The following is a 13,542-nucleotide window of genomic DNA, read 5'->3' as shown; positions in this document are numbered from 1 at the left end:
ATATCCCCTCACTCGATAATCCCCTTCGGTGCGCTGCGACGTGCGAACCGACGTGTGAGTGCGGGATACGTCCGTGAGTCGCGAGAGACGCGGCCACGTCATCGGAAGGAAGTCTTCGTGCCCACGAAGTCCCAGGATCGCCGCAAGGTGCGCATGTCGCGCGCCCTCGGCGTCGCACTGACCCCCAAGGCCGCCCGCTACCTCGAGAAGCGCCCCTACGCGCCCGGCGAGCACGGCCGCACCAAGCGCAAGGCCGACAGCGACTTCGCCGTCCGTCTTCGCGAGAAGCAGCGCCTGCGCGAGCAGTACGGCATCCGCGAGAAGCAGCTGCGCATCGCGTTCAACGAGGCTCGCCGCAAGGACGGCTTGACCGGTGAGAACCTGGTCGAGCAGCTCGAGATGCGCCTTGACGCACTCGTGCTTCGCGCCGGTTTCGCGAGGACGACCGCGCAGGCCCGCCAGCTCGTCGTGCACCGCCACATCCTCGTCGACGGCAAGACCGTCGACCGTCCGTCGTTCCGCGTGGCGCCCGGCCAGCTCATCCACGTCAAGGAGAAGAGCGAAGGCCTCGAGCCGTTCCAGGTCGCCGCAGCCGGCGGTCACGCCGAGGTTCTGCCGCCGGTTCCCGGCTACCTCGAGGTCGAACTCGACAAGCTCCACGCCCGCCTCGTGCGTCGTCCCAAGCGCGCCGAGGTGCCCGTGGTCTGTGACGTCCAGCTCGTCGTCGAGTACTACGCGGCCCGATAAGCGGTCATCGGCATCCGCTTCGCCGCCCGTCGATCGGTGCAGCGAGCGAGCGTCCACGAAGGGCGTCGGGGCAACCCGGCGCCCTTCGCCGTTGTCGCCTACGATGGGATGAACCGCCGTCGCGGGAAAGGGAGTGAGCGCATGAAAAACCTGCTGTGGTTCGCACTGGGGCTTGCCGGGGGTTTCGTCGCCGCGCACTACGTGAACAAGGATCCCCGCGGACACGAGTTGCTCGCCGAGGTGGACGCCCGCATCTCGCAGTTCACCGATCGCATCGCCGACGCCTACCGTGAGCAGGAGGCACGCATCGTCGGTATCGTCGAGGACGCCGCCGGTGCGGCATCCCAGACAGCGGATGCGGCTGCCGCCACGATCGGGGACGTCACGGACACCGTCACGGATGCCGTCGGCGACGTCGCCGACGCGGCGAAGAACGCCGCGAAGAAGCTCACCGACTGATCCCGACGCAAGCGTGCACCGCCCCGTACCGGGTGGTGCGGCTCGTCTGTGCAAAGGAAAACGATGAAGACCGCCGAGATCGCACAGCGCTACCTCGACTACTTCGAGAAGAACGACCATGTGATCGTCCCCAGCGCGTCGCTGGTCACCGATGATCCCTCGCTGTTGTTCACCGTTGCCGGCATGGTGCCGTTCATCCCCTACCTCACGGGCGTCGTCCCGGCCCCCTACCCGCGCGCAGCAGACGTGCAGAAGTGCATCCGCACGAACGACATCGAAGAGGTCGGAAAGACTGCCCGTCATGGCACCTTCTTCCAGATGCTCGGCAACTGGTCGTTCGGTGACTACTTCAAGGCGGGAGCGATCGAGTACGCGTGGGAGCTGCTGACCTCCTCCGAGTCTGACGGTGGCTTGGGTTTTGCCGAGCGCGACCTGTGGGTGACCGTCTACGAGGACGACGACGAGGCAGCTGGCCTCTGGAAGCGGATCGCCGGCCTTCCGGACGAGCGCATTCAGCGCTTCGGCAAGGAGGACAACTACTGGTCGACCGGGCAGCCGGGACCGGCGGGCCCGTGCTCCGAGATTTACTTCGACCGTGGCCCGGCGTACGGACCCGACGGCGGACCTGCCGTTGATGACAGTCGGTTCACCGAGATCTGGAATCTCGTCTTCATGCAGTACGCCATCACGAACGTTCGCTCGAAGACCGACTTCGATGTGGTCGGCGAGTTGCCGCAGAAAAACATCGACACCGGTATGGGGCTCGAGCGCGTCGCGTTCATCAAACAGGGCGTCGAGAACATGTACGAGACGGATCAGGTCCGTCCGGTCCTCGACCGGGCTGTCGCGCTCTCCGGCCGCACCTACGGCGCCGTGCACGAGGATGACGTCCGGTTCCGTGTCGTGGCTGATCACGTGCGCTCCTCGCTCATGCTTCTCTCCGACGGCGTCCGCCCCTCCAACGAGGGTCGGGGGTACATCCTGCGCCGCCTCATGCGCCGCACGATCCGCGCCATGCGGCTGCTGGGTGTGGACGCCCCCACCTTCCCGGAGTTGTTCGCTGCCTCCCGCGATGCGATGGCCCCGGCGTACCCGACACTGGTGACCGAGTATGCCCGTCTGGAGTCCGCCGCTGTCGCGGAGGAGGAGACCTTCCTGCGCACTCTCGCGGCAGGTTCCACGATCCTCGACCTCGCCGTGTCCGAGACCAAGGGTGCGGGCAAGCAGGAGATCAGCGGTTCCGAAGCGTTCCTCCTCCACGACACCTACGGCTTCCCGATCGACCTGACGCTCGAGATCGCAGAAGAGGCAGGTCTGAGCGTGGACCGAGCCGCCTTCGACGCGCTCATGCACGAGCAGCGCGCGCGTGCGAAAGCCGACGCGAAGTCCCGTAAGCGGACGATCGCGGATCACTCGGTCTACCGTGAGTTCCGCGCCCTCGGCGAGACGACGTTCACGGGATACACCGACCTCGAGACCGAGTCGCGTGTGCTCGGAGTGCTCGTGGACGGTGTCTCCGTCGACCGGGCTACCGCAGGTCAGACCGCCGAAGTCATCGTTGCCGAAACCGCCCTGTATGCCGAGTCCGGTGGTCAGGTCGCAGACAAGGGCATCATCGTCGGTCCGGGGTTCCAGCTCGATGTCGTCGATGTGCAAAGGCCGGTGCCGGGACTTGTCAGCCACACGGTGGAGGTGAGGTCCGGTGAGGTTGCCGTGGGGCTGGCCGCCACGACGATCGTCGACGCTGCAAACCGACGCGCGGCCGCGCAGGCGCACTCCGCGACCCACCTCGTGCATGCGGCCTTGCGTGACACGCTGGGGCCCTCTGCCACTCAGTCCGGCTCACTCAACCGCGCCGGCTACCTGCGCTTCGATTTCACGTGGTCCCAGGCGCTGTCGCCCGAAACCCGGTCAGAGATCGAAGAGATCGCCAACAACGCCGTGCGGGACAACCTGCAGGTCACGACCCGCGTCCTCGCGCTCGATGAGGCCAAGGAGCTCGGTGCGATGGCACTGTTCGGCGAGAAGTACGGCGATACCGTGAGGATGGTCGACATCGGCGGACCGTGGTCTCGTGAACTCTGCGGCGGCACGCACGTCGCCACCAGCGCCGAGGTCGGTCTCATCAACCTCGTGGGGGAGTCCTCGGTCGGTGCAGCCAACCGCCGCGTCGAAGCGCTCGTCGGGGCAGATGCCTTCCGCGAACTCGCGGCGGAGCGAGCGATCGTGTCGCAGCTCACCTCGTCTCTGAAGACTCCGCGCGACCAGCTTCCGGCCCGGATCGCGGAGCTCACGGCGAGCCTGAAGGCTGCGGAGAAGAAGATCGCGGCACTGCAGTCCAAGGCGCTCAACGAGCGGGTCCCCGAGCTCATCGGCGCCGCGACGCGGGTGGGTGCGCTCACCGTCGTCGCGGCCAGCCTCGGACGCGCCGGCTCCGCCGATGATGTCCGGGCCGTTGCCCTCACCGTACGGGAACGTCTGGGCTCCGACGCGGCAGTCGTTGCGCTGGGCGCAGAGGTCGGCGACCGTCCCGTCGTGATCGTTGCCACCACCGAGTCAGCGCGCGCTCTCGGTGTGAAGGCCGGCCCGCTCGCCAAGGCGGCGGCGGCAGCGCTCGGCGGCGGGGGCGGCGGGCGCGATGACCTCGCGCAAGGCGGTGGGACGGACACGGCTGCCCTGGGGCAGGCGTTGGACGGTGTCGTGAAGGCGCTGCCCCGATCGTGAGCGAGTTTCGTCGCGGCATCCGCCTCGCCGTCGATGTCGGCAGGGCCCGCGTCGGTGTGGCCCAGTGCGATCCCGACGGCATGCTCGCGACTCCGACCGAGACGATCCCGCGAACGGATCGCACCGTGGACCGCTTGAGGGAAGTGATCGACCACTCGCAACCGATCGAGGTCATCGTCGGATTGCCGATCAATCTGCGGGGCGAGCGAACCGCGTCGACAGAGGACGCGGAGGACTTCGCACGACAGCTGGGCGCATGTGTCAGCGTTCCGATCCGGATGCTGGATGAGCGGCTGAGCACGGTTTCTGCGCAATCGGCACTTCGCGCATCCGGCAGAAGCACCCGATCGTCTCGTACGATTGTGGATCAGGTTGCCGCCGTCGTGCTGCTGCAGCAGGCGTTGGACATCGAGAAGAGCACCGGCCGCCCACCGGGTGCGCTGCTACCCCCCGCCGAGGAGCCTGCCTGACATGCCCGACGATTCGTCACCGTTCGACGACCCGTTCGCCGACCTATTCGGCAAGCTCCCGGACGGTCGCTCCCGCAGCACGGGTGCCACCGGTTCCGGCTCGGCAGCATCGGATGATGCCGCCGAGCCAACCGCCTCGCCCTCTCGGGATGACGCGCCGGAACCGGTCTCGCCCACGTCCCCGCCCCCTGCCGCACCCAGCCCACACCCGGACTCGCCGCCGGTCCCGTCGTCGCGCCGCGCGGCCCGCGCGGCGCGCGCCGCCGGCACGCCCGAGGAGGCATCCCCGGCCGCCAGCGGACGTTCGCCGTCGACCCCGGATACGACCGGGCCGGCACCTGCCGCGACGTCAGCGACCGACGACGTTCCCCCTGAACTCTTCTGGGCAGCGGTCGCAGCACCGCCGACCTCGACGCAGCACCTCACCTCGACCTCGACGGCGATCCCGCGCGACGAGGTGCCACGGCCCGCGGCTTCGCCGGGCACACTGGACGATCTCTTCTCCGGGGAGCGCACGACGGATGACATCGGCATGACGCGCAGCACTACAGAACGCACACGCCGCCGGCGCGGCGGGTGGATCGCGCTGATCGTCGTAGTCGCGCTGCTGGGAGGCGCCGCCGCCGGTGGGTGGTGGGTCTGGTCGACCTACGAGGACAAGATCCGCGAGGTTCTCGGATGGGAAGAGCCACAGGAGTACGAGCCGGGGATGGCGACCGGTGAAGCCTTCTTGACGATCGTCTCCGGTGACACCGGCGCCTCGATCTCGCCCAAGCTCTACGAGGCGGGAGTGACCAAGACCCCGGATGCGTTCTACGACTACCTCGTCGCCGAGGACCTGAACCCTCCGTTCGTCCCCGGCGTCTTCCGGCTGCAGCAGCAGATGACCTCCGCGGCAGCGCTCGAGGCCATCCTCGATCCGGCCAACAAGATGGAGAACTCCGCTCAGCTGCGTGAGGGCCTCACCGTGGACCAATCCATCGGGATCCTCTCGGAGAGTCTCGGCATCCCGCTGGCGGACTTCGAGGCGGCAGTTGCAAATCCGAGTGCGTACGGCGTCCCGGTCAATGAGGCGGTCGTTGCGGCGGGTGGGCAGCCTCTTGAAGGGTGGCTCTTCCCGGCGACATACACGTTCGATCCCGGGGTCACTGCCGAGCAGGTCATACAGACCCTCGTCGACCGCGCCATCTCGTCGCTGGATTCTGCCGGCGTGCCGGTCGAGGACAGAGAACGCATCCTGACGATCGCATCCGTCATCCAGCGCGAAGCCCGCTTCGAGGCGGACTTCTACAAGGTGTCCCGCGTCATCCAGAACCGGCTGGACCAGGGCATGAAGCTGCAGATGGACTCGACGGCCCAGTACGGCTACGGCGAGCTTCATGACGGAACGGTGAGCTCGTCGGGTGAGGCGCTCAGCGACAACAACCCGTGGAACACGTACGTCATCGACGGACTCCCCGTCGGTCCCATCGCGAACCCCGGCGATCTCGCTATCGATGCGGCGATGCATCCGGAAGAGGGACCCTGGTTGTACTTCGTCACTGTGAACCTCAACACGGGAGAGACCGTCTTCACGACCAACTACGATGACCACCTCGCGGCGGTCGAGCAGTGGCGGCAGTGGTGCTCGGAGAATCCCGACGCTGGGTGTTGACGTGACGGGTCGTCACACGCACCTTCAGGTCTGGGGTGACCCGGTCTCGCACAGCCGCTCGCCGGCGCTTCACGCCGCGGCCTACCGCGCGCTCGGTCTCGCATGGACCTACGATCGCCGTCGTGTGTCGCGGTCGGTCTTCCCTGACGAACTGGCGACGCTCGATGACACATACCGCGGGCTGTCGGTCACGTACCCCCTGAAGGAGTCGGCGTTCTCGGCATCCGTGATTCGGGATGACCGTGCCGAGCTCACCGGCGCCGTCAACACTCTGCTCCTGACGGGTCCCGACCCGGTCGGGTTCAACACGGACGTGGGAGGAATCGTCGGGGCCCTCCGCGAGTGCGGCATCGCCGACTTTCGCCGCGCACGGATCGTCGGTGCCGGCGCGACCGCCACGTCAGCGCTCGTCGCTGCTGCCGAGCTCGGGGCGGAGCGTGTCGACGTGGTCGCCAGACGGCTCCCTGCCGTCGTCCCGCTGCAGGAGCTCGGGGACCGGCTCGGGATCATCGTCTCCGCTGTCGCACTCGGTACGCGGGAGCTCTCACCGGTCGATCTGACGATCGCGGCCCTGCCGGGCGACGCCCGCCTGGTCGACGCGGACGCTGACGTCCTTGCCGAGGCCGGAGCGACTCTGTTCGACGTCGTCTACGGTCAGGGAATCACCGCCCTGCAGGCGGCGTGGGCCCGCGCCGGGCACCCCGTCCACACGGGGGAGGGGATGCTGTTGCACCAGGCCGTCCTCCAGGTGCGGATCTTCGTCGGCGGCGACCCCGCCACACCACTGCCCGAGGAGGATGCCGTCGTCGGCGCGATGCGCGCGTGCCTCGTGGGAGACTAGACCAATGCTCCGCGTGCTCACGGCCGGCGAATCGCACGGCCCCGAACTGGTTGCCGTCATGGAGGGTCTTCCCTCGGGTGTGCCCGTTTCCCGCTCTGAGATCCAGGCCGATCTCGCCCGCCGCAAGCTCGGGTACGGGCGGGGATCGCGCATGAAGTTCGAAGAGGACGAGCTCACGATCTCGAGCGGCGTACGACACGGCTACTCCCTCGGCAGCCCCATCGCGCTGCGTATCGCGAACACCGAGTGGCCGAAGTGGGTCGAGGTCATGAGCGCCGAGCCGGTCGAGCTGACCGAGAAGTCGCGCGGTCGCGGTGCGGCACTCACCCGTCCGCGACCGGGCCACGCCGATCTGGTGGGGATGCAGAAGTACGGCTTCGATGAGGCCCGGCCGATCCTGGAGCGGGCCAGTGCCCGCGAGACCGCTGCCCGGGTCGCACTCGGAGCCGTTGCGCGTGCGTTCCTGGCCGAGCTCGGCATCCGTCTGGTCTCCCACACCGTGGGAATCGGACCGGTCGAGGCGCCACGCGATGCCCCCCTGCCCGGGCCGGACGACGTCGCGGCGCTCGACGCCGACCCGATGCGCTGTTTCGATCCCGAGACCTCGGCCCGCATGGTCGCCGAGGTCGACGACGCCCGCAAGGCGGGCGACACGCTCGGCGGCGTCGTCGAAGTGCTGGCTTTCGGTCTGCCCCCGGGGCTCGGCAGCCACGTCCACTGGGACCGTCGGCTCGACGGCAAGCTCGCGCAGGCTCTCATGAGCATCCAGGCGATCAAGGGCGTCGAGGTCGGCGACGGGTTCCTCACGACACGGCGGCGCGGATCCGAGGCCCACGATGAACTGTTCGCCACCGACGGGGGCATCACACGAGCCACCGATCGCGCGGGAGGGACCGAAGGCGGCATGTCCACCGGCACGGTCCTGCGGGTGCGTGCCGGAATGAAGCCGATTGCGACGGTTCCCCATGCGCTGCGCACCGTGGATGTCGCCTCCGGCGAGACCGCGAACGCCCACCACCAACGCTCGGACGTCTGCGCTGTGCCTGCCGCCGGTGTCGTCGCGGAAGCGATGACGGCGCTCGTGCTCGCCGACGTCGTGCTGGAGAAGTTCGGCGGGGACAGCGTCACGGAGACTCGCCGCAACCTCCAGGCATACCTCGACGCGATCCCTCAGACGCTGCGCACGAGCACCGACAGCGACGGTTCGCTTTTGGGCGGCGTCACCCTCGACGGCGATGCCACGAAATAGCCCCCTCGTGCTCGTCGGTCCCATGGGGGCAGGCAAGACGAGTGTCGGACGCCGCGTCGCCAAGGCGCTCGGCGCGCAGTTCATCGACACCGATGCCGTGGTGCAGCGCGAGCACGGTCCGATCGAGCAGATCTTCGCAACCCACGGCGAAGCGGCGTTCCGAACCTGGGAGCGCGCGGCGATCCGTGACGCGCTCGACCACGACGAGGCTGTCGTCTCGTTGGGGGGAGGCGCGGTGCTGGATGCCGATACCCGAGCGGATTTGGCCCGCTGCCGGGTCGTGATGCTCACGGTCGATCCCCGCGTCGTGGCCGGTCGCATTCAGGGGACGACACGCCCATTGCTCTCCGGGGAGGACCCCCTCGTGAGATGGCGGCGTATCTGGCAGGAACGGCGAGGCCTCTACGAGAGCGTCGCCGACCTCACGGTCGATACCTCGACTGGGCCCCTCCAGCACGTCGTCGACACGATCACCGCCTGGGCGCGTGAGTCGCAGGAGGAGCCCGATTCGAGCGTCCCCGCAAAGGAGCAGGCATGACCGCACCGACCACCATCGCCGTCACCGGCGAGAACCCGTACGAGATCACGATCGGACGCGGCATCCTCGATTCTGTCGCCGCAGCGCTTCCGGAGACGGCGCAACGCGTGCTCATCGTGCACCCGCCGACCCTGTCCGCGCAGGCGGAACAGTTGCGCGCGCTGCTGCAGGAGGGGCGCCAGGTGCTCCTTGCCGAGGTGCCCGACGCGGAGGCAGGCAAGCGCGTCGAAGTGGCAGCGTTCTGCTGGCAGGTGATGGGGCAGGCGAACTTCACCCGCACGGACGCGGTCGTCGGTTTCGGTGGGGGAGCGGTGACCGATCTGGCAGGCTTCGTGGCGGCCACGTGGTTGCGCGGTGTCGCGGTGGTCCAGGTGCCGACGACCGTGCTCGGCATGGTCGATGCCGCAGTCGGGGGCAAGACAGGGATCAACACCGCCGAGGGCAAGAATCTCGTCGGGGCATTCTGGCCGCCTGCCGCCGTCGTCTGCGACCTCGACGTCTTGGGGTCGCTCTCGCGCAACGAGACGGTTGCCGGCTTCGCCGAGGTCGTCAAGGCCGGGTTCATCTGGCACCCCGAGATTCTCGAGCTGATCGAGAAGGATCCGGATGCCGCGACCGACCCCTCCTCGGACGCGTTCCGGCGGTCCATCGAGTTGGCTATCGGGATGAAGGCGCGGGTGGTCTCCGAGGATCTCCGGGAAGCGGGCCTTCGGGAGATCCTCAACTACGGACACACGCTGGGCCACGCGATCGAGCACACCGAGCGCTACCAGTGGCGTCACGGGGCCGCCATCTCGATCGGCATGGTCTTCGCCGCAGAGCTGTCGCGCCTCGCCGGTCGACTCTCGGATGACGCAGCGCAGCGTCACCGCGACATCCTCACCTCCCTCGGCCTCCCGACGACCTACCGCGCGGGCGCCTGGCAGCAGTTGCTCTCGACGATGCAGCGCGACAAGAAGACCCGCGGGAGCATGCTGCGCTTCATCGTCCTCGACGACATCGCGCGCCCGACGGTGCTGCAGGCTCCCGACGAGTCGCTGCTGTTCGCGGCGTACCAAGAAGTCGCGGAGTGAGCCGCGGGGCCGCTCCCGGGGAACGGGAGATGCGCCGCGCAGTAGGGTGGCGGACGTGACCACAACTCCTCGTCGCCTCCTGCTTGTCAACGGCCCCAACCTGAATCTTCTGGGTACGCGGGAGCCGGACATCTACGGCAGCGAGACGCTCGCGGATGTCGAGGCGCTCGTGACCGAGACCGCGGCGCGTGCCGGGTTCGAGGTGCGGGCGGTGCAGTCCAATCACGAAGGTGTCCTCATCGATGCGATCCACGACGCGCGCACCGACTGCGCGGGGATCGTCATCAACCCGGGCGGCCTCACTCACACCTCCGTCGTCCTGCGCGACGCGCTTTCGGCCGTCGCGCTGCCCGTCGCCGAGGTGCACATTTCCGACGTCTCCGCGCGAGAGCCCTTCCGTCACCACTCCTACGTCCGCGACATCGCCGCCGTCCACGTCGTCGGCGAGGGCGTCCCCGGCTATGCCCGCGCGACCACCCTGCTGATCGACATCCTCACCGGCCGCGCCGAGGGCTGACGCACCCGCCGTCGCCGTCTCGCTGCGCTTCCGGGTGGTTGGGGCTTCGGGGTGGACGGGCGCCCGGATGGACGGGCGGGGCGGATGCGGGGGTGGGGGGACTCCCGTAGACTCGGATGTCGGCCGCGGCCTGGCGCGCGGCACCCACGCTCACGAACGGAAAACCTCACCCCCATGGCATCCACCGCAGATATCAAGAACGGCGTCGTCCTCAACATCGATGGACAGCTCTGGAGCGTCGTGGAGTTCCAGCACGTGAAGCCCGGCAAGGGCGGCGCGTTCGTGCGCACCAAGCTGAAGAACGTGCTCACCGGCAAGGTGGTCGACAAGACCTTCAACGCCGGCGCGAAGGTCGAGATCGAGAACGTCGACCGTCGGGACTACACCTACCTTTACAACGACGGCGAGAGCTTCGTGTTCATGGACCAGACCGACTACGACCAGATCAACGTCCCCGAGGCGACGGTCGGCGACGCCAAGAACTTCCTGCTCGAGAACCAGCAGGTCACGATCGCGATGAACAACGGAACGCCCCTGTACATCGACATGCCGGCGTCGGTCGTGCTCGAGATCACCTACACCGAACCGGGCCTGCAGGGCGACCGCTCGTCGGCGGGAACCAAGCCCGCGACAGTCGAGACCGGGTACGAGATCCAGGTTCCCCTGTTCCTCGAGACCGGCACGAAGGTCAAGGTCGACACCCGCACGGGCGACTACCTCGGCCGCGTCAACTGACGCGCCGTCTCGATGAGCGCCCGAACGAAGGCGCGCAAACGCGCGCTTGACATCCTGTTCCAGGCCGACGTGCGCGGCGAAGACGTCGCGCTCACCCTCGCCGCCGAAGCGCGGCGTGCTGCATCCGAGCCTGCCCGGGAAGCCTCTTGGCTCTACGCCCGAGAGATTGTCGACGGGGTCATCGACAACGCCGCCGCGATCGACGACGCCATCACCGCGGCCGCGAAGGGGTGGACCCTCGCCCGGATGCCCGCGGTCGATCGCGCTCTGCTGCGCATCGGGACCTGGGAGATCGTCTACAACGACAGTGTGCCCGCTGCCGTCGCGATCGACGAGGCCGTCGAACTGGCCAAGGAGTTCTCCACCGACGACTCCGGCGCGTTCGTGCACGGGGTGCTGGGTCGTGTGGCACGGGATGGCGAACGCGGCACCGCAGAAGGCGACTGATCTGGCCGCATTTGTACGGCGTGAACCCAGGGCCGGCGTCGAGGCGCCGCCTACACTCGTCACGGGAGAGGAGCGTGCATGCGCATCACCGGACTTGGACATGCGGGTATGTTCATCGAGACCACCGGAGGGTCGATTTTGTGCGACCCCGTGATCGGGCCGTCCTTCTTCGGGTCGTGGTTCCCGTTCCCCGACAACCGCGGCCTGGACTGGGAGCGCTTCGGCGCGGCGGATTTCCTGTACATCTCGCACCGCCACCGCGACCACTTCGACCCGCGGATGCTCCAGCGCTACGTGCGCACCGACATCCCGGTTCTGCTCCCGGAATACCCGACGGACGATCTGGAACGGGATCTGATCGACCTCGGCTACACGAACATCATCCGTACCGAGGCGGGCGTGCCGCTGACATACGGTGACCTGAAGATCATGGTCACGCCGCTGCGCGCGCCCTCCGACGGCCCGATCGGCGACTCGTCGCTCTCGGTCGACGATGGCACCGCCAGCATCCTGAACCAGAACGACTCCCACCCGCTCGACCTGGAGAAGCTGCTCGCGTTCGGTAAGCCGGATGCCTACTTCACACAGGTCTCGGGCGCCATCTGGTGGCCGATGGTGTACGACCTGCCGCAGGACTCCAAGCAGCACTTCGCCAAGCTCAAGCGCGAGGCCCAGAACAAGCGAGCGATGTACTACATCGACAAAGTGGACGCCGCCCACGTGTTCCCGATGGCGGGCCCTCCCATGTTCCTGAGGGACGAGCTCTTCCGCTACAACGGCACGGGGCTGGATGACGACTCGATCTTCACCGACCAATCGGAGTTTCTGGAGCACCTGCGCGAGCAGCGCCCCGACAAGGTCGGCCACCTCTTCCTCCCCGGCACACAGGTCGACATCGACGGCGGTGCCGTCACCGTCACCCAGACGCTCTACACGGATGACGAGATCGACCGCGTGTTCCACGACAAGTGGAACTACCTGGCCCACCAGCGCGACACCCGCCAGGACGAGATCGCCGCCGAGGAGGCCCGCCGCGCTCCCGTACTTCCGCCGGACGAGATGCTCGCGGCGATCAAGGAATGGTGGGAGCCGCTGCTGCGGCGGGCCCGCACGATCCGCGACGGCGTCGGCGGCAACGTCAGGTTCCAGATCGGCGAGCTGGACATGGTGGTCGATTTCCCGAAGGCGAAGGTCCGTGAGTACGCGGGGGAGGAGTGCATCTACTGGTACACGATTCCGGCAGACCTGGTCTCGACCAACATCGCCGACCACGAGATCGACTGGTCCAATTCGATCTTCCTGTCCATGCAGTTCTCCGTCGGGCGTAGCGGCAAGTTCAACGAGTTCCTGACGACATTCCTCAAGTGCCTTTCGCGCGACCGCATCGAGTACGTCGAGAACTGGTACGCGGAGCAGTCCGACCAGACCGAGGATGTCGAGCTCGAGGACTGGGTCGTGCAGCGGCGCTGCCCCCACCTGCGGGCAGACCTCACCAAGACAGGCAAGATCGACGACGGCGTGCTGACCTGTTCTCTCCACGACTGGAAGTGGGACCTCGCGTCTGGACGGTGTCTGACGACAACCGGCCACGCCATCCGCGCGCGAGCACTCGACAGCGCCGCCGCCGAGGCGGCCACGACTCCGGCCGGCACCCCCTGAGCACCGATCGCGGGCTCCGCTTCGGGCTGGACCCGCTGCACCTGGTGGACGTCCTGGTCTACGTCGTGGTGCTCAACCTCGCGATCGAGTACTTCCCGGCCGTCATCAGCGAGACCTTCACGCTGTCGCTGTTGACCGCCGTCGTGCTCAAGCTCGTCCTTGAGGGCGTGCGCGCGCTGAAACGCCTTGTGCTTGCCCGCCTGCGTACCGCCGCTCGACCGGTTCAGAAAGCGACAGCCGCAGCGATGCTGGTCCTGCTGCTGCCGGGCAGCAAGATTGTCGTGCTCGAGGTGATCGCGCTTCTGTTCGCCGGTCGCGTGCAACTGGGAGGCTTCTTCGCTGTCACCGGTCTGATCCTCGTCCTGCTGGCCGCCCGCGCCGGAGTGCGGTGGCTCCTCGCCGCGCCGCCCCGCGTCGGGTAGTCTCGAA

Annotated in this window: 14 protein-coding genes; all 14 read left to right on the top strand. The window is 67.8% G+C overall.

Features of this window, described 5'->3' with window-relative positions; genetic code table 11:
• Nucleotides 1-117 precede the first annotated feature (117 nt).
• The 14 genes from rpsD to AC3ENO_RS03435 all read left to right on the top strand — a co-directional run bounded on the left by rpsD (nucleotide 118) and on the right by AC3ENO_RS03435 (nucleotide 13,535).
• A complete protein-coding gene (gene rpsD / locus AC3ENO_RS03500; protein WP_434969224.1) occupies nucleotides 118-747 on the top strand; it encodes a 30S ribosomal protein S4 in 630 nt (209 codons plus the stop codon).
• A gap of 141 nt (nucleotides 748-888) precedes the next feature.
• Entirely contained in the window at nucleotides 889-1,206 is a 318-nt protein-coding gene (locus tag AC3ENO_RS03495; RefSeq protein ID WP_434969223.1) for an ATPase, read from the top strand.
• 63 nt (nucleotides 1,207-1,269) lie between these two features.
• Nucleotides 1,270-3,930, top strand: coding sequence for an alanine--tRNA ligase (alaS, locus tag AC3ENO_RS03490; protein WP_434969222.1), 2,661 nt, complete (start codon nucleotides 1,270-1,272; stop codon nucleotides 3,928-3,930).
• On the top strand, nucleotides 3,927-4,400 hold the full coding sequence (gene ruvX / locus AC3ENO_RS03485; RefSeq protein ID WP_434969221.1) for a Holliday junction resolvase RuvX: 474 nt from the start codon (nucleotides 3,927-3,929) through the stop codon (nucleotides 4,398-4,400). The genes alaS and ruvX overlap by 4 nt, the downstream gene beginning before the upstream one ends.
• Before the next feature lies 1 nt (nucleotide 4,401).
• A complete protein-coding gene (gene mltG, locus AC3ENO_RS03480; RefSeq protein ID WP_434969220.1) occupies nucleotides 4,402-6,054 on the top strand; it encodes an endolytic transglycosylase MltG in 1,653 nt (550 codons plus the stop codon).
• Nucleotide 6,055: 1 nt separating this feature from the next.
• On the top strand, nucleotides 6,056-6,895 hold the full coding sequence (locus tag AC3ENO_RS03475) for a shikimate dehydrogenase family protein (RefSeq protein WP_434969219.1): 840 nt from the start codon (nucleotides 6,056-6,058) through the stop codon (nucleotides 6,893-6,895).
• Between the two features lie 4 nt (nucleotides 6,896-6,899).
• Nucleotides 6,900-8,144, top strand: a complete 1,245-nt coding sequence (aroC, locus tag AC3ENO_RS03470) for a chorismate synthase (RefSeq protein WP_434969218.1) — start codon at nucleotides 6,900-6,902, stop codon at nucleotides 8,142-8,144.
• On the top strand, nucleotides 8,131-8,682 hold the full coding sequence (locus AC3ENO_RS03465) for a shikimate kinase (RefSeq protein WP_434969217.1): 552 nt from the start codon (nucleotides 8,131-8,133) through the stop codon (nucleotides 8,680-8,682). The genes aroC and AC3ENO_RS03465 overlap by 14 nt, the downstream gene beginning before the upstream one ends.
• Nucleotides 8,679-9,755 carry a 3-dehydroquinate synthase gene (gene aroB, locus AC3ENO_RS03460; protein ID WP_434969216.1) on the top strand — a complete coding sequence of 359 codons (1,077 nt, stop codon included), beginning with the start codon at nucleotides 8,679-8,681 and terminating at the stop codon, nucleotides 9,753-9,755. The genes AC3ENO_RS03465 and aroB overlap by 4 nt, the downstream gene beginning before the upstream one ends.
• Before the next feature lie 55 nt (nucleotides 9,756-9,810).
• Nucleotides 9,811-10,272 carry a type II 3-dehydroquinate dehydratase gene (locus AC3ENO_RS03455; RefSeq protein WP_434969215.1) on the top strand — a complete coding sequence of 154 codons (462 nt, stop codon included), beginning with the start codon at nucleotides 9,811-9,813 and terminating at the stop codon, nucleotides 10,270-10,272.
• Nucleotides 10,273-10,446: 174 nt separating this feature from the next.
• Nucleotides 10,447-11,007 (top strand): elongation factor P, encoded by a 561-nt coding sequence (gene efp, locus AC3ENO_RS03450; RefSeq protein WP_434969214.1) that lies wholly within the window; start codon nucleotides 10,447-10,449, stop codon nucleotides 11,005-11,007.
• Between the two features lie 12 nt (nucleotides 11,008-11,019).
• Nucleotides 11,020-11,454 carry a transcription antitermination factor NusB gene (gene nusB / locus AC3ENO_RS03445; RefSeq protein ID WP_434969213.1) on the top strand — a complete coding sequence of 145 codons (435 nt, stop codon included), beginning with the start codon at nucleotides 11,020-11,022 and terminating at the stop codon, nucleotides 11,452-11,454.
• A 78-nt stretch (nucleotides 11,455-11,532) separates the two neighbouring features.
• Entirely contained in the window at nucleotides 11,533-13,113 is a 1,581-nt protein-coding gene (locus tag AC3ENO_RS03440) for a Rieske 2Fe-2S domain-containing protein (RefSeq protein ID WP_434969212.1), read from the top strand.
• Nucleotides 13,114-13,157: 44 nt separating this feature from the next.
• The gene (locus AC3ENO_RS03435) at nucleotides 13,158-13,535 is read left to right on the top strand and encodes a hypothetical protein (protein WP_434969211.1); all 378 of its coding nucleotides are present in this window, start codon (nucleotides 13,158-13,160) and stop codon (nucleotides 13,533-13,535) included.
• Nucleotides 13,536-13,542: the final 7 nt, after the last annotated feature.

This window comes from Microbacterium sp. bgisy207, assembly GCF_057706855.1.
The sequence above is the reverse complement of the archived record's forward strand: the minus strand, read 5'-3'. Positions and strand labels throughout refer to the sequence as shown.